Raw genomic sequence first — 19926 nt, forward strand, 5'->3', positions numbered from 1 at the left:
CCCGCATACTGCACGACCCGCAAGCCACCCCGCGCCAGCGTGTTCGCCGCATCCGACGACCCCGTGAAGTCGTCCCCGATGATCCCAAGATGCATGGAACGCTAGCTCCGGACGGTGGTGGCCGGCGCCTCGTCCTCGAGATGGCGACGGATGATCTCGTCGAACGAGGCGTCCGCCTCGAAGCCAAGCGCCCGCGCGCGCTGCGGGTCGAAGGCCTCCGGCCAGCTTTCGATGATGCGCTGGACGGCCGGGTCGGGCTCGCGACGGATGAGCGCCACGGCCTCGTCGCCGGCTGCGCGGCGCAGCGCCTCGATCGCCTCGCCGACCGTCGCCGACAGTCCCGGCATGTCGAGCGTGCGCCGAACGCCGAGACCGGAGGTGTCGACCTCAGCCGCGCGCAGCACGAACTCGACCGCCCGGCGGGGACTGGCGAACCAGTGGCGCACATCGTCGCCGACGGGCAGCGTCGCTGGAAGGCCGGCCAGAGGTTCGCGCAGGATGCCGGAGAAGAAACCCGACGCCGCCTTGTTCGGCTGGCCCGGGCGGATCACGATGGTCGGCAGGCGGATGCCGATGCCGTCCATGAAGCCGCGGCGCGAATAGTCGGCCAGAAGAAGTTCGCCGATCGCCTTCTGCGTGCCGTAGCTCGACAGGGGCGCGAGCACCTGCGTCTCGGGCACAACCGGCGGCAGGGGTTGGCCGAACACGGCGACCGACGAGGTGAAGACGACGCGCGGGCGGTATCCGTCTGCCCCATGAACGCGGCGCACCGCCTCGAAGAGTTCGCGCGTGCCGTCGAGGTTGATGCGGTAGCCCTTCTCGAAGTCGGCCTCCGCCTCGCCCGACACGATGGCGGCGAGATGGAACACGACGTCCGGACGCTCGGCGATCAGTTCCGCCGCGACGCCCGGGGCCGACAGGTCGGCGGCGACGGTGTGAAGCGGGATCGCCGACGCAGGCGCGTCGGTCTTCACGACGTCGGCAAGCGTCATCGACTGGATGGCCTGCCCCGACAGATCGCCCTTGCGCAAGAGGGCCGCGGTCAGCTTCCGGCCGATCATGCCGCCGGCACCCAGAATCAGGATCTTCACGTTGAACGGCCTTCCGTAGCGGGGGAACGGGATGGGAAGACGGGATCCCGCTTCGCGAAGAAGGCGTCTGCCCCCTCGCGCAGATCGGGTCCGTCGAAGATGCGCTGCTGCGCGGCATTGGCGAGCGAGAGGGCGGCGTCCAAAGGCTGGTCGAGCGCGGCGTCCACGAGACGCTTGGCCAGCCGGTTCGATAGCGGCCCGCGTTGCGCGATCTCGTTCGCCATCAGCCGGGCTTCCATCACGGCATCCTCGCCCAGCCGGTTCACGAGACCCCAGTCGAGCGCTGTGCGAGCATCAAGGATCGCCCCGGTGAACAGGAGCTCCTTGGCCCGAGCCGGGCCGACCAGTCGAGCGAGCCGAACGGCACCGCTCGCCGCCAGGCCGCCGAGGCGGCTTTCAGGCAGGCCGATCCTGGCCTTGGCACCCGCGACTCGCATGTCGCAGGCGAGCGCCAGCTCGAAGCCGCCGCCCAGAGCCACCCCGTCGATCGCAGCGATCGTCGGCATGGGAAGCGCGGCCAGACAGCGTAGAACATGGTCCTCGAACAGGATCTTGCGCTCGCTGGCATCGGCGCCGAGCGAGGCGAACTCCCCGATGTCGCTGCCGGCGCAGAAGGCCTTCGCATGGCCATGCAGGACGACGCAGCGAATGTCGGGCGCGCTCTCGATCTGCCGCAGGACGGCCAGGAGGCCGCGCAGCAGCGCGCGCGTCACAAGGTTCAGGCGGCCCGCCGCAAGCTCGATCTCGGCATGGCCCCGCTCGATCCGGAGCAAGACCCTTGCCCCGTCGTCCCCGGGCGTGCCTTCCACGGCGTCAGCTCGCCATTCGCGTCTGCGGCGTCACACCGTGCAGGACGCCCATGCGCTCGAAATGCTGGTGGATCCGGTCGACATAGGAGGCGAACTCCGGCGCGTCGCCGAGCACGATCGGGCGCGGGCGCGGCAGTTCCACCGTGATGTCGTCCACCACCTCGCCTGGGCTCGGGCTCATGACGATGATGCGGTCCGACAGACCCACCGCCTCCTCGACGCTGTGGGTGATGAAGATCACCGTCGGGCGGCGGCGCAGCCAGAGCTGCTCCAGATCGGTGCGCACCTGAAGCCGCGTCAGCGCGTCGAGCGCACCGAAGGGCTCGTCCATCAAGATCACGTCGGGCTCGTGAACCAGCGTGCGGATCAGCGAGACGCGCTGGCGCATGCCGCCCGAGAGCTGGCGCGGATACTTGTTCATCGCATGTTCGAGACGCAGCTGCTGGAACAGCTCGCGCGCCCGCGCCGCGACCGTCTCGCGGTCGAGCCCGCGGATGTCGGCATGCAGCATCACGTTCTCGAAGGCCGTGCGGAAGTCGAGGAGAAGATGGTCCTGGAAGGCGATGCCGACGTTGGTGATCGGGCGGTCGACCGGCTTCCCGTCGCAGAGGATCTCGCCGGAGGAGCGCTTGAGCAGGCCCGCCACCATCAGCATGAGCGTGCTCTTGCCGCAGCCCGACGCGCCGACGATCGAGATGAACTGCCCCGCGGGAATCTCGATGTCGACGGGCGAAAGCGCGCGGAACGGCTTCTCGGTGTCCTCGCCGAAGACCTTGGAGACGTTGCGGATGGAGATCGGAACGCCGGACCGGCCGGCGGAACCTTGAACGGTGGTCATGACAAACCTCGGATCGTTCAGCTGACGGAGGCCGCAACGGCGGCGAGTGGAGTCTTGGACAGGAGAAGCGCCTTGCGGCCCCGCTGGAGGACCTCGCCGCGCTCGTTGACGAGCTCGACGTCGAAGGTGGCGATCGCCTGGGTCGGCTTGGAGCGGGAATCGCGGATCTCAGCGATCACGTAGTTCACGAAGATCGTGTCGCCGAGGAAGATCGGGCCGACGAAGCGCCAGTCCGTGATGCCCAGAAAGGCGATGGCGGTCTCGCGCAGCTCGCCCGTGCGCGCCCACATCAGGCCATGCGCATAGGAGAGGCCCAGCATGCCGTGCGCGACGCGCCGCCCGAACTGGCTGCTGGCGGCGTAGACGTCGCTCGTGTGGAGTTCGGAGAAGTCGCCGGTCAGGCCGGCAAAGGCCATGACGTCGGCCTCGCCGACCGTGCGTCCGGGGCTGCGGAAGCGCATGCCGACGTGAAGATCCTCGAAGCGATAGCTCATCGATCCGTTCCTGAAGGCGGGGGGTAACGACGATCGCGGCCCGGCTTCTGCGCCGGGCCGCAGGTCCGCCAACGTTCAGGGGCAGGCGCGCATCTCGCCTTCGGCGGGCAGGTAGTCGTTGGTATAGTAGCTCGCCGGGTCCTGACCCTGCGGCAACAGCCCGACCTGCGAGAGAAGGTCCTGCGTCTTGGTCCAGTGCGCGGGTTCGGCGCGACCGACGAACTTCGCGTCCGCGCTGCAGAAGAGCGGCGTGATCGCGGCGAGCTCCTTGGTGACGAGGTCCGCGTTGGCGTCCGGGAAGAGCGCCTTGACGTCGGCCACCGCCTTTTCGGGATTGTCGAGCGCGAAGCTCCAGCCCTTGAGGCTCGCCCTGACGAAGTTGCGCAGGATCTCCGGATTCTTCTGGATGAAGTCGTTGGACGCGAAGATCGAGGTCGAGACCGTCGGCACGCCGTAGTCGGCGAAGGGGAACTCGTCGATCTCGGCGCCCTGCGCGCGGACCTGGATGGCGTAGGAGTCGAGCGAGCCGAGGATCGCCTCGACCTGACCGGTCAGGAGGCTCGGCACCATCGAGGGCATGGGCATATTGACGAGCTGCATGTCCTGTTCGGTCAGGCCGTTGGCCTTGAGGAGCAGCGGCAGCATGGTGGTCTGCGAGGAGCCGGCGGGCACGCCGACCGTCTTGCCCTTGAGGTCGGCGAAGGACTTGATGCCGGTCTTCTTCAGCGCGATCAGCTCGTTCGGGTTGGACTGGTAGATCGTCGAGACGACGCGCATGGGCGCGCCCTTGGCGATGAGCTGGCTGACGGCCACCGCGTCGGCATAGGCGAGCTGCGCCTGGCCGCTGGCGACGAGCTGGGCCGTGTTGCCCGAGCCGTTGCCCTGGACGATCGTCACGTCGAGGCCGGCCTCCTTGTAGAAGCCCTCCTGCAAGGCGGCCGCAAAACCCGCGTTGGCGCCGCCCGCCGTCCAGTTGAGCTGGAAGGTGACGGGCGTCTGGGCGCTCGCGCTTCCTGCGAACCCAAGGGCTGCGAAGAGGCCGGCTACGGCCGTGACCTTGAGTGTCTGCATCATGATGGCTCCTCCCTGTTGAATGCGTCGCTGGGCTGGGGCCCGCCCTCCCGAGCGGGCCGGATGAATCAGTCGGCTCCCGACCGCTGCCACGGGGTCATCAGCCATTCGCTGAGTTCGACCACGTAGTTGATGACGATGCCGATCACGGTGAGGACGACCAGCACCGCGAAGGTCAGCTCGATGTCCATCGTGCTCGTGCCGCGCAGGAGGACGTAGCCGAGCCCCTGGTTGGCGCCGACGAACTCCGCGACGATCGCGGCGGTGGCGGCGATCGTCGCGGAGGTCTTCACGCCCGAGAAGATCACGGGCAGCGCGGCCGGCACGCGCAGGTAGCGGAAGGTCTGCCAGGTCGAGGCGCCCATGGAGCGCGTGAGGTGCAAGAGGCGCTGGTCGAGGATCTGGAAGCCGCTGATGCTGGCGATCAGGAGCGGAAAGAAGGTCATGAGGACCGTGAGCAGAACCTTGGACTCCATGCCGAAGCCGAGCCACACCAGGAAGAGCGGCGCGACCGCGATCTTCGGCACCAGCTGCAGGAGCATGATCGGGGGGTAGAGGATCTGGCGCGCCAGCGGCGACAGGGCGATCACCAACCCGAGCGGGATGGCGGTCAGGATGGTGAGACCGAAGCCGAGCACGATCTCGGTCAGCGTCACCAGCGCGTTCGACCAGAGCATCGGCGCGTCCGATACGACGCGCGCGAACACGGCGCCGGGCGCAGGCAGGAGATAGGCCGGAATCTGGAACAGCTTCACCGACAGCGACCAGAAGGCGATGATCGCCACGAAGGTGAGCGGCGGTAGCGCGTTCCAGGCGATGAGGCGCAGGCGCCTTACGGCGCGCGACGGCGCCCGATGCGGCTTGGGTTCGGCGGCTCGCGCCGCAGATGGGCCGAGCGTGGCTTCGCCGGTCAGATTGCGTGTGGTCATCGACCTTCCTCCCGAGTGCGGCGCGGCGACTCCGGTCGCCCACCCCTTCCCTGCGCTCCCGAACGAGCCGGCTCCACCCGCCTCGTTCTTCGCCCGGCAACCTCCGCGCCGGACTGATGTATCCGCTTACATCTTCTTCGCCGCGAGACCCCCTCCTCCTTGGATCGGGCCTCGCTGGCGGAATGCTTGCGGCTTAAGCCGCTGCGCGACGCGGTGCGGGAGCAGCCTCGTCGGATAGCGTGCGGCGTGGCGAACGCGCGGTGCGTGCGTGCCGGCCGAATTCATCAAGCAGTCCCATGGGCTCGGGCCGGAAGAGCCGAGCGTCCATGGGGCGAAGCTTCGGTGATACGGTGGGCCGGAAGGCCATGCGGGACAGGACGTCCCGCTCCAGATCGACGCCCGGGGCGATCTCGACGAGTTCCAGCCCTTCCGCGCCAACCGCGAACACGGCGCGCTCGGTCACGAACAGGGCCTCGCGCCCTTCCGCCCGCGCAAAGGCGCCGTTGTAGCAGATCTGGCGCACCGCCTCGACGAACTTGGAATGGCGGCCTTCCTCTAGCACCGCCAGCTTTCCGTCGCGGCACTCCACCTTGAGACCGCCCGCCGTGAAGGTGCCGCTGAAGACGACCTTGCGCGCGTTCTGGCTGATGTTGATGAAGCCGCCGACGCCCACGATCGTATCCGCGAAGCGGCTGACATTGACGTTGCCGGCCCCGTCGATCTCCGCAAACGACAGGAAGGCCACGTCGAGGCCGCCACCGTCGTAGAAGTCGAACTGGTAGGGCTGGTCGACCATGGCATCGAAGTTCTGGGCGCCGCCGGAATCGGGTCCGGTCAGCGGCGCGCCGCCGATGAAGCCCTGCTCGTTGCTGAGCGTGATGGCGTCAAGGATCCCCTCCTCCGCCGCCACGGCCGACACGCCCGTTGAGATGCCGGCGCCGAGGTTGCACACCGCACCCGGTACGATCTCCATCGCCGCTCGGCGCGCGATGATCTTGCGCTCGGTGAACGGCAGGCGCCGCAACCCCTCAGTCGGCACGCGCATCTCGCCGGCATAGCTCGGCTCGTAGTGGCTGGCGTAGGTCTGGCGCTGCTCGGGATCGACCACGACGTAGTCGACGAGGATGCCGGGAATGCGCACGGAGCGCTGGGGCAGCGTGCCTCGCCGCGCCACGCGCTTGACCTGCACGATTACCGCCGCGCCCAGCCGCCGTGCGGCCTGGGCGCAGGACAGCATCTCGCCCGGAATCGCCTCCTCCTCCATCGAGACGTTGCCCTCCTCGTCGGCCGTGGTGCCGCGCAGGATCACGACGTCGAGCGGGAAGGGCTTGAAGCGCAGCCACTCCTCGCCGTCGATATGCAGGAGTTCGACGATCTCCTCGCGCGCCGCCATGTTCTGGCGACCGCCGAGCTGACGCGGATCGACAAAGGTGTGAAGGCCCGTGCGGGTCACAAGGCCCGGGCGCCCCGCCGCCATCTCGCGGATCAGTTGCGAAATCACACCCTGGGGAATGGTGTAGGACGCGAAGTCCTCGTTCAGCGCCATCGGGATGAGAGGCGGCGAGTCGATCAGCGCGCTGGTGAGCGAGCGCTTCAACATGCCGGGATGACGGAAGCGCGCGGCGCCCTTGAGCTGACGGTCGCCGATGCCGACCGCATGGATCAGCGTCAGGTCGCGCGGCTCGCCCTGCTCGAGAAAGCGCGCCTCGATCGCTTCCAGCACCTTTTCGGGAACGCAGTGCCCGCCGCCCGAACCGCTGACCAGGACGCTGTCGCCCGGTTGGATGATGCTGGTCGCTTCGGCTGCCGTGATGATCCGCATGTCGCCTCCCCTGCCGTTCTCTTTCCGTTGACAACGGCTGCCGGCCTCTTGTAACCGCTTGCATAACGAACTGGTTCCTTGCATGTCAAGCAGGACCGATCATCGAGAACGCGTGATAGCCGCCGTCTGGGAGCAGTTAGGACGGCGACACGACGTCCCAATCGAATTGTCTACCGATTGCATGGGAGGACTGAATGGCTTTGGCGGGACACGGCGTTCTGGCGATCTGGAACGGCATCGCGGAGGAAGCGGAGGCGGACTTCCTCGCATGGCACGTGCGCGAGCATATCCCCGAGCGCGTGGCTGTGCCCGGCTTCCTGCGCGGGCGTCGCTACGTCGCCCTGCGCGGGATCCCGCGCTACTTCAACTTCTACGAGACGACGTCGCCCGCCGATCTGTCCGCACCCGCCTATCTCGCGCGGCTGGACCGCCCTTCGGACTGGACGAAGCGGGTCGTGCGCCACTTCCGCGAAACGTCGCGCACCGTCTGCCGGGTCGTCGTCTCGCAGGGACTGGGCGACGGAGCCTGCCTTGCGACGCTTCGAATGGAGGGAGACGGGCGCGACGCTGAGAGCCTGGCGACGACACTCGAGCCGCTCAATCAGCGGAACGGCATCGTCGGCGTCCATCTTTTGCGCGGCGACGAGGCGGCCGGCGGTCAGGCGACGGCGGAGAAGGCGCTCAGGGACACGCCTGACCGCACGGCCTCCTGGGTTCTGCTGGTGGAAGGCGTTGAGGCCGCGGTTCTGGAAGCCTTTCTGGACCAGGAGGCCGACGCGCTCTGCCGGTCGCTCGGCCTGTCCTGCCCGGTGTCCGAGCGCGGTCTCTATCGTCTCCAGTACGGGCTGGGACGCGACCAGCTGAGCGCAACGAACTAGGATCGAAAGCTTCGCGCGGAACGATCGGGGACGGTGAGCCATGAAGACCATGGGTGAGGGAGCGAACGGCGCGCCACGGCGCGGCGCGGGCCGGAACGGCATGGCGGTTCCAGGTGTCGGCCTGCGCGACGTCGCGCAGGCCGTGGGCGTCTCGACGGCCACCGTGTCGCGGGCGATCAACCGGCCCGAGGTCGTCTCGGTGGAGCTGCGCGAGCGCATCGCAGCCGTGATCGCCGATCTCGGCTGGATACCGGACGGTGCGGCGCGCGCGCTGACGACGGGCCGCTCGCAGACCATCGGCGCCGTGTTTCCGACGCTCGGCCTCGGCGACTTTCCGCGCGCGGCCAACGCCATCCAGCGCCATCTTCTCGCACAGGGCTACACACTGCTCCTCGCCTGTTCCGAATACGATCCGGAGCAGGAATTCCGACAGGTCCGCAAGTTCGCCGAGCGCGGCGTCGACGGCGTCATCCTGGTGGGTCTGGCCCACCATCCCGACCTCGTGCCCTTTCTCCAGCAGCGCAAGCTGCCCTTCATCAGCTCCTTCGTCTTTGACTCGGCCCGTCCGGGCCGCTGCGTCGGCCCCGACAACCACAAGGCGCTGGTCCGGATGACGGACTACCTTGCCGAGCTCGGCCACGTGCGCTTTGCCGTGATCGCGCAGGAAACCGAGAACAACGACCGCGCGGGCGCGCGCTTGGCCGGCATCCGCGACGCGCTTGCCATGCGGGGCCTGGCCGTGCGCCCCCAGCATCTGGCGATCGGCACGTGGACGATCGAGGAAGGCCGCAAGCTCTTCGCGCAGGTCATGGACACCGATCCGCGCCCGACCGCCATTGTGTGCGGCAACGCGCCTCTCGCCGTCGGTGCCATCCTGGAAGCCGCGGCGCGCGGCGTCCGGGTGCCCGAGGACGTGTCGATCGTCGGCTACGACGACATCGAGATCATGAGCCATCTGCCGGTGCCGGTGACGACGGTGCGCGTGCCGGGCGAGGAGATCGGCTTGCGCGCCGCGCGGCTGATCCTCGATCTCGTGGGCGGCCGCGAGCCCGACTATCCGCTGGAAAGCGAGGCCGAGATCGTGGTGCGCGCCTCCTCGGGACCGCCGCCCGGCGAAGGGCCGGCCTCTCCTCGTCTCCATCCCGCAGGCTGAGCCCCGCATGTCCCTGTCCCCCACCCCCATGCCGCCGGTGACCGGCGCGACGCGCCTCGTCGGCATGGTCGGCGACCCGATCCGGCAGGCGAAGTCGCCCGAAAACTTCAATCCTCTGTTCGCGCGGCGTCGCATCGACGCGGTGATGGTCCCCTTCGAGGTCGCCAGCGCACGGTTCGAGGCCGACATGCCGGCGCTCCTGCGCCTGGCCAACCTTGACGGCATCGTCGTCACCATGCCGTTCAAGACCCGGATCATGCCGATGCTCGATCGGGTGGACGAGGCGGCGCGCCAGGTCGGCGCGGTGAATGCGGCGCGCCGCCGAATGGACGGCACCTGGGAGGGCGGGATCTTCGACGGCGTCGGGCTCGTCGGCGCGGTGCGCTCGCTCGGCCTTCAGCCGGCCGGCCTTCGGGTGGGCCTGATCGGTGCGGGCGGCGCGGGGAGCGCCATCGCCTTCGCGCTGGCCGGCCAGGGTGTCCGCTCGCTCAGCGTCGCGGATCAGGACGCCGGCCGGGCCGCCGACCTTGCTGGGCGCGTCGCGGCAACCGGTGCAAGCGCCGCATCCGTTTCCGCGCTCGACCTCGCGCAGCTCGATCTTCTCGTGAACGCCTCGCCCGTCGGCATGCGCGAGGGCGACCCGGCGCCCGTGGAGTTGTTCGGGCTTCGCGCAGACCTCGCCGTCGTCGACATCGTGACGCGCCCCGCGACCGCCCTCCTGAAGGCGGCCGAGCGCGCGGGATGCCGCCATGCCGGAGGCACTGCCATGGTCGCCGCGCAGACCGCGGCGATCGTCGACTTTCTCGGCCTCGCACCGGGCGAGAGCCACAGCTTATCTCAACAAGACTAGGGAGACGACATGAAACTGGTTCGCCATGGGGCCGCTGGGTCCGAGAAGCCGGGCATCGTGGATGCGAACGGGCGCGTGCGCGACCTGTCGGGCACGATCCGCGACATCGACGGCGAGACGCTGTCGCCCGAAGGGCTGGATCGGCTGCGCGCGATCGACCCCGCCACGCTGCCACTCGTCCCCGAGGGCGTGCGCCTCGGCGTGCCTGTGGCCCGCGTCGGCAATCTCGTGTGCATCGGCCTGAACTATACCGACCACGCCGAGGAGACCAACGCGCCGATCCCCTCCCAGCCCATCATCTTCAACAAGCACACGGGCGCGCTTAGCGGACCCAATGACGACGTCATTCTGCCGCCGGGCTCCACCAAGCTTGACTGGGAGGTCGAGCTTGCCTTCGTGATGGGCCGGACCGCCTGGCATGTCGACGAGGCCGACGCCCTTTCCTACGTCGCGGGCTACACGATCCTCAACGACCTTTCGGAGCGCGAATACCAGCTCGAATGGGAGGGGCAGTGGTCGAAGGGCAAGAGCTACCCGACCTTCGCGCCCTGCGGTCCCTGGTTGGTGACGGGTGACGAGCTCGGCGACCCGCAGCAGCTCGACCTGTGGCTCGACCTCAACGAGCAGCGCGAGCAGACCGGCACCACGACGCGCATGATCTTCACCTGCGCCCACATCGTCAGCTACGCCAGCCGCTTCATGAAGCTGGAGCCCGGCGACATCATCACCACCGGCACACCGCCGGGCGTCGGCCTCGGCCGCAAGCCGCCGGTCTTCATGAAGGCGGGCGACACGATGCGTCTCGGCATCACAGGGCTCGGCGAGCAGCAGCAGACCGTCCGGCCGCGCGCGGCCTGAGCGAGAGCTCACAAAACCCAGGCCCGCCCAACGGGGTGCGCGACGAGCGATCGGAGAGCCGTTCGGTCGGATCACTCGCCGCCCGGCCCCTCGACAACGGATGATCCATCCTTCTCGGCTTTCAGGACAACGGGCGGGGAGCGGATGGACTGCTTCCCGTCCAGCCATGCCGTTCGGCCCGCGTCGCGGGCTCGCGTTCGGCGCAGGCAAGTGGCGCCCTACTATGGACCGCCGGTGCGACTTTGCGGATCGGTTTGTTTGCGTCTGGTATGATCGACCGGTCGCGACCGCAAACCGCTAGCCGGCGTCCTTCAGAACGGCTGGCGAACGTTCGGTCGATCGCTGGTTTTGGGCCGCGCGGAATGCCGCGACCCGTCTTGCATGGCGCACCTCGGCTCGGTCGAGTTCCATGAGAAGGTCGTGCATCCAGCCCGGTGTCTGAGGATCGACGCGGTATCGAGGCCTGCCACCCATCCCGCGACGGGTGGAACACCTGTCGCCTTGGGCCGGAAGTCTCCATCTCGGCATCTCTTGCGCCCCGTTGTTCCGCCAATGGCGTCGCATGGCTCCCTCATGACGGTGAAACGGCCTCGAACAGGGAACCGCCTGCACTGACCGGTGCTGTCCCAATGCCGTCGACCCCGGAGACGCCGATCGGCAGGACATGCAGACAGAGGAATGGATGAGGACGATGACGGTTCACGGGTCTACGCTGCCAGCACTGCCAAAACCTCCCGCTCTTAGTCGGGCGAGCCAACGAAGCCGTCAGGCTCCCATTCGAGCGCGAGCGCGCATGTTTTCTCGTTAGGGTTGCCGCGGAAGAACAGCAAGGGAATGTGCCCGCATCGGCGAAGGGCTGCCGCCGTCTCGACACTGTTCGCCCCAGAGCGAGATTCACGTCCCTCTCGCTGATATCGATCGGCTCGCCAACGCGTTTGGAGACCCGGCGCTTTCGTCATGTCGGAAGCCTGGCCACAACCAGCGGATCGTGGGTTCGGGAGCGGCGCTCGTGCACCGGTGTGCATGCCCGCATCCGCAAGGTGGCCTGTTCGAACGCAGCCTTCATCGACGGATCCGCCGGGCGTCTCGCTTAGGTCTGCGAGTGCTCACAACGGTGCAGGCTGTTCTCGACGCGGTGGCTTCGCTCCGCCGGCAGCCCGTCCTTCTGCGCCAGATGGTTCGGCTCGTCGAGGGCGTCCGCCAGTGCGGCGTCTCGCAACCGGTCGGCCGTCATGACGCCGATCAGGCGCCGCTTGTTCCTCGCGATGCACAGCCCCTCGCCCGGCCTGATGCCGAGGAGCGCATCGGTCATCGAACGGCAGCGCCGGGGGTCGCGAGCGGGTCTCTATTCCCACAATCCAGGATTGGCGGCATGCCGCGCGATGCGCAGTCGAGCGTCGGCTTCCGGGGTTCGCAGAACGCTTTCCGTGACCGCCGTTACCGACATGTGAACCGGGGGTCGGTCGCGCCGGAAGACGCCGCCCTCGTTTAGCGGTCGCGAAAGGTCGTACGGGATCACCATCCTCTCGTGCGGCTTGCCCGTCACCCGGACATGACGCAGGGACGCATCCGATGCCCTCGCTCGACCGTGCCGGCCGCGTCCGGGTTCTCGGGAAACCCTTCGAAACGAGGCCGACCGGCGATAGCCTCCCGCATGCGATCGGTCGTCCTCGCAGACGCGTCCGTTGCGGCGACGATCGTCAGCGTCGCGTCGAGCACGAGATTGGATTGGGGAATGCCCCTGGTCGTCGATCGAGGGCGGAATGGCGCGGTCGATCGGAGCGGCTCCGGGCAGGGGTCTATGGGGTCGGCTACGCGATGGCCTTGTCAGACCGATGCTCCTTATCGGCGGCAACCGGATCCGGGGTCAGGACATGGGGTGTCAGCCCACGCGCCGGCGCCTCCAGTGCGAAGAGGCAGCCTTCCATCGGCCGAGAGACGCGGTCCTTCTCGGGCACCGGAAAGCTAGCCGACGTGACGAAAAGCGTGGACAGGTCCACTCCGCCGAAGGCGGGCATCGTGACGAAGCGTGCGGGCATCGCGATGCGCCGTTCCAGCTTGCCGTCGGGATCGAAGCGAAGCAGGCAGCCCGCTCCGAACGCGGCGCAGAGATAGAAGCCGTCCGCATCCACGGCCGCGCCGTCCGGTCCCATCCCCTCCTCGACGCGCGCAAACACGCGGCGGTTCTCCGCGGTGCCGGTCGCGGTGTCGTAGTCGCTGCGAAAGACGGTCTTCTGTGCGGTGTCGCTGTGGTACATCGTCCGTCCGTCCGGACTCCAGGCCAGCCCGTTGGAGGTCTGAACGGGCGGTGATGCGCAGCCCCACCCTGCGGCCCCATCGTAGCGCCAAAGCGGGGTGCCGTTCCCATCCGTGCCGAGATCGGCAGGTTCGAGCGGATCGATGGGATCGAGCATCGTTCCGGCGAAGAACCGGCCGGATCGGTCGCATCCTCCGTCGTTGAACGTGAAGCGGCGGGGATCGAAGGGCGCCGGCGCCAGGAATGTCATCGTCCCGCTTCTCGTATCGAAGCGAAACAGGCCGGTGCGCAGCGCCAGGGCCACGACGTCGGTCTCGATCAGCGCGAAGCAACCGATCCAGGCCGGCATGCCCCAGGTCTCGTTCCGGCCTGTCGCGGGATCGAAGCGGTGCAGCGCCGGGGCACGGATATCGACCCAGTAGAGCCGTTGCTCGGCCTCGCTCCAGACGGGTCCCTCCCCGTTCAGGGCGCTGGCCCGGCATACCACCTCGACATTGCGCATCGCGTCTACCCTTCCTCGGGGAAAAGCGGCGCGCCGAGACCGGGTTCCTGCCAGAAAGGGCATCATAAGCGTAGCCGGCGAAGGCTGGCTAGCGAGCGCGCCCTATGCCGGACCCTGCGAACCGCTCCGCCTTCCGCAACTGCGGATTCAGACCAGTCGGTGCCAACCGGGGTCGACGAAGCGGAACGCACAGGTCGGTCCGGTCGATCGCGTTCAACCCTGCGGCGGTCGCTAGCGACAAACAGAACCGACGCGAATGCGCGGAGTTAGCCCGTCCTCCCGCAACCCGAACTCGCTCCTCGACGGCGATCGACCGCTTCCAAAAAACGGATATCTCGCTCCCGGCTATCCCGTCTCGATCTCGTCGCGGACCTGTCCGTGGGCGACGACCGCGAAGAGACCGGTACCGCCGATGATGTTGCCGGCCAGCGCCGGAAGTACGAGGCCGAACACGGCATGCCCGACGCCGACCTCCCCCGACAGCATCAGGAGCCACGCCTCCGTGGATCCGGCCACGACATGGCTGAACCCGCCGATCGCGACGACGTAGGTGATTAGAAAGACCACCCAGAACTCGCTGCCCCGGGCGTTGGGCAGGATCCAGGCGATCGAGGCGATCAGGAAGCCCGCCGGCATGGCTCGAAGCAGCGTGTCGCCGGGGCCGTGGGCCAGGATTGTCCGTGAAACGCGCAAGGCGGCCTCCAGCGGTTCCGCGTCGACGAGGACATGGCGAGCCATCAGGAGCGCAACCAGGAAGGTGCCCGCCATGTTGGCGGCAAACACCACGACCCAGAGCCGAAGCAGACGAGCCAGATTGCGCCGCGTTGGATGCGTGGCCAAGGGCAGGACGGCCGTGACGGTGCTTTCGGTAAAGAGCTGCAGATTGCCGAGGATCACGATCACGAAGCCGACCGTGTAGCCGAGCGAGACAACCAGTTCCGCCCACGGTGCGCTCGGCAGCCGCATGTGAAGGAACGCCTCCGCCAGGATCGAGGTGCTGACCGCCACCCCTGCCGCAAAGGCGGAGAACAGAAGCGAGCGGACCGGTCGATCGAGTTCCTCGTCGCCGCGCAGGCGCACGACCTCGTGCACGACCTTGGCCGATCCCGAACCGCGCTCGTCCACGTCCCGCTTGTCGTCCGCCGTCAGGTCCGGGGACGGTTCAGCCTCGCGGTCGGCAGGTGGCGCTTGGTGGTCGGGCATCTGAAACGGCCTATCGGTCGGCAAGCGGGGACGCGTCGTACTCGGCCAGAAGGGTCGCGACGTCCTGGTAGATCCGGATCGCGCCGGCTTCCCGCAAGGCCTCATCGGAAAAACCGCCCGAGCGGACCGCCATCGTCCGAAGGCCGGACTTGAGCGCGGCTTCGACGTCGTAGGGCGTATCGCCGACGACGACCGCCTCGTCCACACCGATCCCGTTCATCCGGGCGAGCGCGGTTGCGAAGATGTCGGCCGCGGGCTTGGTGCGCGCGACATCCTCGCTGCTGGTCGTGGTCGCCACGAGATCGCGGGCCTCGAGCAGTCCGAGGTAGTGATCGAGTTCCTCCGCGGATGCGGACGATGCCAGCACCACCTGCTGACCGGCCGCATGAACCTTGGCCAGAAGCGCCCGCGCTCCAGGGAAGGGTTTGGCATCGGGCAGGTATCTCGCCTGGAAGATCGCCCCGTGCGCTTGGCCGAGCTTCTGCTGCGATGCCTCGTCGAGGTCCGGCAGAAGGGACGGAACCAGCATGTCGGCGCCCTTGCCGATCTGATCGTGAATCACGGGGCGCGGCAGCGTGACGCCCATGCCCACAAAGGCCTCCTCCCAGGCGAGCACATGGAGATCGTTGCTGTCGATCAGCGTACCGTCGATATCGAAGAGTACCGCCTTGATGGGCATCGGTCGTCCTTTCCCCAAACCGGCGTCGGGTTCAGGCGGCACGGTAGCCTGCCCGCGAAATGGCGGTCAGTTCCGTCGCCTCATCGGGCGACGCCACGGTCGTCGTTGCAGGGAGATCGTGGTCCACGTCCCTTCCGGTCAAAGCGTTCGCCGACGCTGGCCGACGTCGCCGGAACCCGATGGCATCGCACCGCTCGACCGGTCGGCCATCACACCGCAGATGCCACCGAGCGTGTTGCCGCGTTCCTGCACCAGACGCTCGCCCGTCGTCTCGACGTCATGGTGCGTTCCGAGCGGCTTGCGCGTGCTCATGGTTCTGTCCTCTGCCTGGTCACCCGTCAGGAACGCGTGGGCGAAGGAATCGGCACCCCAGCTTGCATAGGCAGCGATGCAATCCGAGCGGCGACACCCTGACGGTTGGTTCCGCAGGGCCGAGGCGGCGGAAGGTGACCGTCCTTCGCCCCCCCCCCCTGTCGGCCCCCGGAGCCGACCGGCACCAGGACGGGAACGGCCGGACGGGTCGATCCGCGACCGCCACCTCACGGCCGCCGAGGACGTCGCCACCGAGCTCTCGGATCGGACGTCCATCGCCGCATCGGGCCGATCCGGGAACGGTCCTCGTCACCAGGGAACCTCGGTCTTCTCGAAGAAGAACCGGCCCGTCGGCCCATCGGCTCCGAGCGTCGCCAGCCAGGCGATGCCGGCGGCGGCCTGCTCCACGGTGCGGTAGCCGGAATGGTTGTTGAAGTCCGTTGCCGTGTAGCCGGGATCGGCCGCGTTGACGCGGATGCCATCGTCCCGCAGCGCCTTGGCCAGCGAGACCGTCACGGCGTTGAGGGCGGTCTTCGAGGAGTTGTAGCCGATGATGTTGACCCCGTAGAACGGATGGCCCGGATCCGACAGCCAGGCGAGCGAGCCGAGCCCGCTCGTGACCATGACGACGCTGGCGGCCTCGCAGGACCTCAACAGGGGCAGGAAGGCCTGCGTCACCCGGATCGGGCCGAACACGTTGGTCTCATAGACCGTCCGGATATCGTCGACGGATTGCGTCGTCGGCGATCCGGAGTCGCCGGGAATGCCGGCATTGTTGATCAGGATGTCGAGACGGCCGTCCGCTCGGGCGACCTGATCGGCGGCCGCCTGGACGCTGCTATCGCTGGTCACGTCGATCGCGAGCGCGCGAACATCGAGGCCCTCGGCGGCGAGCGTCTCCGTCGCCTGCCGGCCACGCGCGTCGTCGCGGCTACCGAGCCAGATCCGGTAGCCGGCGCGGCCGAGCTGGCGTGCCGTCTCGAAGCCGATACTCTTGTTAGCCCCTGTGATGAGGACTGTTCTTCCGGTCATCATGGTCGTCTCCTGCAGCTGTCGTTGCGTCGATGGCGAAGAGATGCGCTGTCCGCCATGGTTTGATAATCGCTCTCGATCCGGATATGGCGATCGCCATGGCGAACAATCCCGAGCGGCTTCCACTGGATGATCTGACGGTCTTCGTGACGGTCTGCGACGAGCGCGGTTTCCGTGCCGCGGCCAAGCGGCTCGGCCTCTCGCCGGCCAGCGTCAGCGAACGGATCGCGCTCCTCGAGAAGCGCCTCGGCGTTCCCCTCCTGACGCGCACGACGCGCAGCGTTTCACCCACAGAAGCCGGGCTCGGCCTGGCCGACCGGGTCCGCCCGCTTCTCAACGAGACGCGCGCCGCGCTCCAGGACGCCGCGAGCTCCCGATCCGACGTGCGCGGGCTCCTGAAGCTGAACGTCACGGGGGCGGTGATGGTCGACATCCTGCCGCCCCTCATCGGCCGCTTTCTGGCGGCGCATCCGCAGGTCCGCGTCGAGCTCGTGGTGGAGGACAGGCTGGTCGACGCGATCGCGTCCGGCTGCGACGCCGGAATCCGCTATGGCGAGCACGTGGCCCAGGACATGATCGCGGTCCCGATCGGGCCGCCCGTCCAGCGTTTGGCGCTGGCCGCCGCCCCCTCCTATCTTGCAGCGCGCGGCACGCCCCGGCATCCGACGGAGCTGCTCGGGCACGACTGCATCCGCCTGCGCTTCTCGAGCGGCGCGATGGTGGACTGGGAGTTCGAGACGGAGAGCGAGGCGATCGCCGTCGACCCGCCCGGGCGCCTGATCGTCGGCGTCGACGGCGCCGCCTCGGCGATCGATCTCGCCTGCGAGGGACACGGCCTCATCGCGACCTTCGAGAACTGGCTTGCCCCCGTTATCGCCGTCGGCAAGCTCCAGCCCGTCCTGCGGGACTGGTGGATGCCATTTCCGGGACCCCGCCTCTACTTCTCCAGTCGGTCCATGCCCGCGACGCTCCGGGCGTTCGTCGATCTCGTGGCATCCGAAAGAGCAGAAGCCGGCTCTTGAACCCCGGCTCGCCCGGCGTTCTCCGACGCCTTCAAGCCGGCAGCAGTCCAGCGTCCCGATAGCCGTCGATCAGGGCATCGAACGCGGCGACATCGGCTCGGCTGCGGGCCATGAGCTGGGCCCCGGCGACGGCGGCGAAGATCGCGCGGGCGCGGGGTTCGCAGTCGGCCGCATTCCTATCGGTCGCCGCGCCCAGGACCTTGGCGAGCCACGCCACGTTGATCTCGGCAAAGCGCGAGACTTCCGCCTTCACCGGGTCCGGCAGGTCGTCGTGCTCGGCCGACATGAAGCTGCACAGGCAGATGCGGTTACCGTTCTCGAGCGACCGGCGAAACGTATCGGGATACGCGTGCAAGGCAGCAACGGGATCGACCCCGCCGTTCCACAGGTCGCCCAGAACCGCCTCCGAGTCCTCCCAGTAGCGCTTGGCCACCGCCGCACCGAGGTCGACCTTGGTCGGGAAGTGGTAGTGGATGCTCGCGCTCTTGATGCCCACCTCGGCCGCGAGCTCGCGGAAGTTCAGCCCGGTGTAGCCGTGCGCCTGCGCCGCGCGCCGGGCCGCGCCCAGAATGTCTTCCCTCACGTTCGAACCCATCGTCGGTCTCTTCCAACATTTTTCTACCAAGTGATAGATAGACATTGACGCCTCTTTTGTGAAGCTCCAGGTCTTGCCTATCAAGTGATAGATAGGAAGCCCTAATGACGCCTCCCCTCACACGCCTCGACGCCACCCGGCTTGCCGAACTTATCCGCACCAAGGAGGTCTCGCCCGTCGAGGTCGTCCGGGCGCATCTCGACCGCATCGAGGCCGTGGACCCACAGGTCAACGCCATCGTCACCGTCGCCGAAGGGGCGCTCGATGCGGCTAGAGCCGCCGAGGCCGCCGTCATGGCCGGCGACGAACTCGGGCCCCTGCACGGCGTGCCTTTTACCGTGAAGGACTCGATCGACACGGCGGGCGTCGCGACGCAGCGCGGCTCGCCGATCTTCCGCGGACGCACGCCCGATCGCGACGCGACCAGCGTCGCCCGCATGAAGGCGGCCGGCGGCGTGCTTCTGGCGAAGACCAACCTGCCCGAATTCTCCTACTGGATCGAGAGCGACAATCTCCTCTCCGGCCGCTCCAACAACCCGTGGGACCTCACCCGCACGCCGGGTGGCTCCAGCGGCGGCGAGTCGGCGGCCATCGCGGCCGGAATGTCCCCGCTCGGCCTCGGCACCGACCTGGCGATCTCCGTGCGCGGACCGGCGGCCCAGACCGGCATCACCTCCATGAAGCCGACGCACGGGCGCATCCCGATGACCGGCATCTGGCCGCGCGCCCCGCGCCGCTTCTGGCATGTCGGCCCGATGGCCCGCTCGGTGCGCGACGTGGCGTTGGCCTTCTCGCAGCTTGCCGGACCCGACGGCGAGGACGCGTTCTCGACCATCACGGGCCGCTTCGATACCGGGCTCGGCGCGCGGCCCGGCCATCCGCTGCGCGTCGGCTGGATGGTCGGCCCCGGCTTCGGGCCCGTCGACCCGGAAGTCGCGGCGACCGTCAAGGCGGCCGCGGACGCGCTCGAAGGCCTCGGCGTTCATGTCGAGCCGGTCGGCATCCCGGCGCTGGAGCGCGATTTCGCGCTCGACGTCTTCAACCGTCTCCATGTCATGGAGATGAAGCCCGCCTTTGCGGACGCGTCGCGCGGCCACGAGGGCGAGATGTACAAGATGGCGAAGACCACGCTGTCCTTGCCCGACACGTCGATGGCCGACTTCATCGATGCCGAGCAGGCCGCCGAGCGGCTGCGCGACGGCTATGCCGACTACTTCACCCGCTTCGACGCGCTCATCACGCATGTCCTCCCGATCCCCGCGCACAAGCACGGGGTCGACCGCTTCACGATCGACGGCCAGGAGGTCGATGCGACCTATCTCCAGGGCGCGACCGTGCCGCTCAACGTCACAGGGCTGCCCGGGCTTGCGATGCGGTTCGGCACGAGCCGGGAGGGCCTGCCGATCAACGTGCAGGTCGTCGGCGCCTGGCAGGCGGAGTCGACCATCCTGCATGTCGCCTCGCTTCTCGAGGGCGTGAGCCCGGTCCGGAACCTCTTTCCCGAGATCTGAGCCCAAAGGAAAACGGGGGC

General features: G+C 68.2%; 21 protein-coding genes. 6 read left to right on the forward strand and 15 right to left on the reverse strand.

What is annotated here, in order from left to right; translation table 11 throughout:
- From BLQ76_RS21845 to BLQ76_RS19580, 8 genes are all read right to left on the reverse strand, one after another.
- On the reverse strand, nt 1-95 hold a 95-nt coding region (locus tag BLQ76_RS21845), incomplete at its 3' end, for a four-carbon acid sugar kinase family protein (RefSeq protein ID WP_139184074.1).
- A gap of 6 nt (nt 96-101) precedes the next feature.
- Nucleotides 102-1091: a D-erythronate dehydrogenase gene (denD, locus tag BLQ76_RS19550; protein WP_090676772.1), complete on the reverse strand. Its 990-nt coding sequence runs from the start codon at nt 1089-1091 to the stop codon at nt 102-104.
- Nucleotides 1088-1864: an enoyl-CoA hydratase/isomerase family protein gene (locus BLQ76_RS19555; protein ID WP_210285986.1), complete on the reverse strand. Its 777-nt coding sequence runs from the start codon at nt 1862-1864 to the stop codon at nt 1088-1090. The genes denD and BLQ76_RS19555 overlap by 4 nt, the downstream gene beginning before the upstream one ends.
- A gap of 40 nt (nt 1865-1904) precedes the next feature.
- The gene (locus BLQ76_RS19560) at nt 1905-2738 is read right to left on the reverse strand and encodes an ABC transporter ATP-binding protein (protein ID WP_090676774.1); all 834 of its coding nucleotides are present in this window, start codon (nt 2736-2738) and stop codon (nt 1905-1907) included.
- 17 nt (nt 2739-2755) lie between these two features.
- Nucleotides 2756-3232, reverse strand: coding sequence for a MaoC/PaaZ C-terminal domain-containing protein (locus tag BLQ76_RS19565; RefSeq protein ID WP_090676776.1), 477 nt, complete (start codon nt 3230-3232; stop codon nt 2756-2758).
- A 75-nt stretch (nt 3233-3307) separates the two neighbouring features.
- Entirely contained in the window at nt 3308-4306 is a 999-nt protein-coding gene (locus BLQ76_RS19570; protein WP_090676777.1) for an ABC transporter substrate-binding protein, read from the reverse strand.
- A 65-nt stretch (nt 4307-4371) separates the two neighbouring features.
- A complete protein-coding gene (locus BLQ76_RS19575; protein ID WP_090676779.1) occupies nt 4372-5232 on the reverse strand; it encodes an ABC transporter permease in 861 nt (286 codons plus the stop codon).
- A 193-nt stretch (nt 5233-5425) separates the two neighbouring features.
- Nucleotides 5426-7054 carry an acyl CoA:acetate/3-ketoacid CoA transferase gene (locus BLQ76_RS19580; RefSeq protein ID WP_090676780.1) on the reverse strand — a complete coding sequence of 543 codons (1629 nt, stop codon included), beginning with the start codon at nt 7052-7054 and terminating at the stop codon, nt 5426-5428.
- 194 nt (nt 7055-7248) lie between these two features.
- On the opposite strand from BLQ76_RS19580, the gene BLQ76_RS19585 reads away from it, so the two are divergent.
- From BLQ76_RS19585 to BLQ76_RS19600, 4 genes are read left to right on the forward strand one after another with little or no spacing between them, the layout of a single operon-like run.
- Nucleotides 7249-7932 (forward strand): DUF4286 family protein, encoded by a 684-nt coding sequence (locus tag BLQ76_RS19585; RefSeq protein ID WP_090676782.1) that lies wholly within the window; start codon nt 7249-7251, stop codon nt 7930-7932.
- Nucleotides 7933-7972: 40 nt separating this feature from the next.
- Nucleotides 7973-9085, forward strand: a complete 1113-nt coding sequence (locus tag BLQ76_RS19590; protein WP_244519741.1) for a LacI family DNA-binding transcriptional regulator — start codon at nt 7973-7975, stop codon at nt 9083-9085.
- Nucleotides 9086-9092: 7 nt separating this feature from the next.
- Complete coding sequence (locus BLQ76_RS19595; RefSeq protein WP_090676784.1) at nt 9093-9935, forward strand: shikimate dehydrogenase family protein; 843 nt, start codon at nt 9093-9095, stop codon at nt 9933-9935.
- A gap of 9 nt (nt 9936-9944) precedes the next feature.
- Nucleotides 9945-10793, forward strand: a complete 849-nt coding sequence (locus BLQ76_RS19600; RefSeq protein ID WP_090676785.1) for a fumarylacetoacetate hydrolase family protein — start codon at nt 9945-9947, stop codon at nt 10791-10793.
- 1090 nt (nt 10794-11883) lie between these two features.
- On the opposite strand, the gene BLQ76_RS19605 is transcribed toward BLQ76_RS19600, so the two are convergent.
- The 6 genes from BLQ76_RS19605 to BLQ76_RS19625 all read right to left on the reverse strand — a co-directional run bounded on the left by BLQ76_RS19605 (nt 11884) and on the right by BLQ76_RS19625 (nt 16781).
- On the reverse strand, nt 11884-12105 hold the full coding sequence (locus BLQ76_RS19605; RefSeq protein WP_090676786.1) for a hypothetical protein: 222 nt from the start codon (nt 12103-12105) through the stop codon (nt 11884-11886).
- Between the two features lie 499 nt (nt 12106-12604).
- Nucleotides 12605-13552 carry an SMP-30/gluconolactonase/LRE family protein gene (locus BLQ76_RS19610; protein ID WP_170842683.1) on the reverse strand — a complete coding sequence of 316 codons (948 nt, stop codon included), beginning with the start codon at nt 13550-13552 and terminating at the stop codon, nt 12605-12607.
- A gap of 345 nt (nt 13553-13897) precedes the next feature.
- A complete protein-coding gene (locus BLQ76_RS19615; RefSeq protein ID WP_090676789.1) occupies nt 13898-14755 on the reverse strand; it encodes a formate/nitrite transporter family protein in 858 nt (285 codons plus the stop codon).
- 10 nt (nt 14756-14765) lie between these two features.
- A complete protein-coding gene (locus BLQ76_RS19620) occupies nt 14766-15434 on the reverse strand; it encodes an HAD family hydrolase (RefSeq protein WP_090676791.1) in 669 nt (222 codons plus the stop codon).
- A gap of 138 nt (nt 15435-15572) precedes the next feature.
- Nucleotides 15573-15746: a hypothetical protein gene (locus BLQ76_RS22290; protein ID WP_170842684.1), complete on the reverse strand. Its 174-nt coding sequence runs from the start codon at nt 15744-15746 to the stop codon at nt 15573-15575.
- A gap of 309 nt (nt 15747-16055) precedes the next feature.
- On the reverse strand, nt 16056-16781 hold the full coding sequence (locus BLQ76_RS19625) for an SDR family oxidoreductase (protein WP_210184196.1): 726 nt from the start codon (nt 16779-16781) through the stop codon (nt 16056-16058).
- Between the two features lie 95 nt (nt 16782-16876).
- Here BLQ76_RS19625 and BLQ76_RS19630 point away from each other — a divergent pair, with 95 nt between their 5' ends.
- Nucleotides 16877-17800, forward strand: coding sequence for a LysR family transcriptional regulator (locus tag BLQ76_RS19630; RefSeq protein ID WP_090676886.1), 924 nt, complete (start codon nt 16877-16879; stop codon nt 17798-17800).
- Between the two features lie 31 nt (nt 17801-17831).
- On the opposite strand, the gene BLQ76_RS19635 is transcribed toward BLQ76_RS19630, so the two are convergent.
- Complete coding sequence (locus tag BLQ76_RS19635; RefSeq protein WP_090676792.1) at nt 17832-18395, reverse strand: TetR/AcrR family transcriptional regulator; 564 nt, start codon at nt 18393-18395, stop codon at nt 17832-17834.
- 104 nt (nt 18396-18499) lie between these two features.
- On the opposite strand from BLQ76_RS19635, the gene BLQ76_RS19640 reads away from it, so the two are divergent.
- Nucleotides 18500-19906 (forward strand): amidase, encoded by a 1407-nt coding sequence (locus BLQ76_RS19640; protein WP_090676794.1) that lies wholly within the window; start codon nt 18500-18502, stop codon nt 19904-19906.
- The last annotated feature ends 20 nt before the right edge of the window (nt 19907-19926 follow it).

It is taken from the genome of Aureimonas jatrophae (genome assembly GCF_900104035.1).
GTDB classification, from domain to species: domain Bacteria; phylum Pseudomonadota; class Alphaproteobacteria; order Rhizobiales; family Rhizobiaceae; genus Aureimonas; species Aureimonas jatrophae.

Bases quoted from the DNA above. Each gene is read 5' to 3' on its own strand.
- BLQ76_RS19620 (WP_090676791.1), bottom strand. From the start codon at position 15,434: ATGCCCATCAAGGCGGTACTCTTCGATATCGACGGTACGCTGATCGAC.
- BLQ76_RS19575 (WP_090676779.1), bottom strand. From the start codon at position 5,232: ATGACCACACGCAATCTGACCGGCGAAGCCACGCTCGGCCCATCTGCG.
- BLQ76_RS19570 (WP_090676777.1), bottom strand. From the start codon at position 4,306: ATGATGCAGACACTCAAGGTCACGGCCGTAGCCGGCCTCTTCGCAGCC.
- BLQ76_RS19615 (WP_090676789.1), bottom strand. From the start codon at position 14,755: ATGCCCGACCACCAAGCGCCACCTGCCGACCGCGAGGCTGAACCGTCC.
- BLQ76_RS19565 (WP_090676776.1), bottom strand. From the start codon at position 3,232: ATGAGCTATCGCTTCGAGGATCTTCACGTCGGCATGCGCTTCCGCAGC.
- BLQ76_RS19625 (WP_210184196.1), bottom strand. From the start codon at position 16,781: ATGATGACCGGAAGAACAGTCCTCATCACAGGGGCTAACAAGAGTATC.
- BLQ76_RS19600 (WP_090676785.1), top strand. From the start codon at position 9,945: ATGAAACTGGTTCGCCATGGGGCCGCTGGGTCCGAGAAGCCGGGCATC.
- BLQ76_RS19585 (WP_090676782.1), top strand. From the start codon at position 7,249: ATGGCTTTGGCGGGACACGGCGTTCTGGCGATCTGGAACGGCATCGCG.
- BLQ76_RS19640 (WP_090676794.1), top strand. From the start codon at position 18,500: ATGACGCCTCCCCTCACACGCCTCGACGCCACCCGGCTTGCCGAACTT.
- BLQ76_RS19635 (WP_090676792.1), bottom strand. From the start codon at position 18,395: ATGGGTTCGAACGTGAGGGAAGACATTCTGGGCGCGGCCCGGCGCGCG.
- BLQ76_RS19595 (WP_090676784.1), top strand. From the start codon at position 9,093: ATGTCCCTGTCCCCCACCCCCATGCCGCCGGTGACCGGCGCGACGCGC.
- BLQ76_RS22290 (WP_170842684.1), bottom strand. From the start codon at position 15,746: ATGAGCACGCGCAAGCCGCTCGGAACGCACCATGACGTCGAGACGACG.
- BLQ76_RS19560 (WP_090676774.1), bottom strand. From the start codon at position 2,738: ATGACCACCGTTCAAGGTTCCGCCGGCCGGTCCGGCGTTCCGATCTCC.
- BLQ76_RS19590 (WP_244519741.1), top strand. From the start codon at position 7,973: ATGAAGACCATGGGTGAGGGAGCGAACGGCGCGCCACGGCGCGGCGCG.
- BLQ76_RS19630 (WP_090676886.1), top strand. From the start codon at position 16,877: ATGGCGAACAATCCCGAGCGGCTTCCACTGGATGATCTGACGGTCTTC.
- BLQ76_RS19605 (WP_090676786.1), bottom strand. From the start codon at position 12,105: ATGACCGATGCGCTCCTCGGCATCAGGCCGGGCGAGGGGCTGTGCATC.
- BLQ76_RS19580 (WP_090676780.1), bottom strand. From the start codon at position 7,054: ATGCGGATCATCACGGCAGCCGAAGCGACCAGCATCATCCAACCGGGC.
- BLQ76_RS19610 (WP_170842683.1), bottom strand. From the start codon at position 13,552: ATGCGCAATGTCGAGGTGGTATGCCGGGCCAGCGCCCTGAACGGGGAG.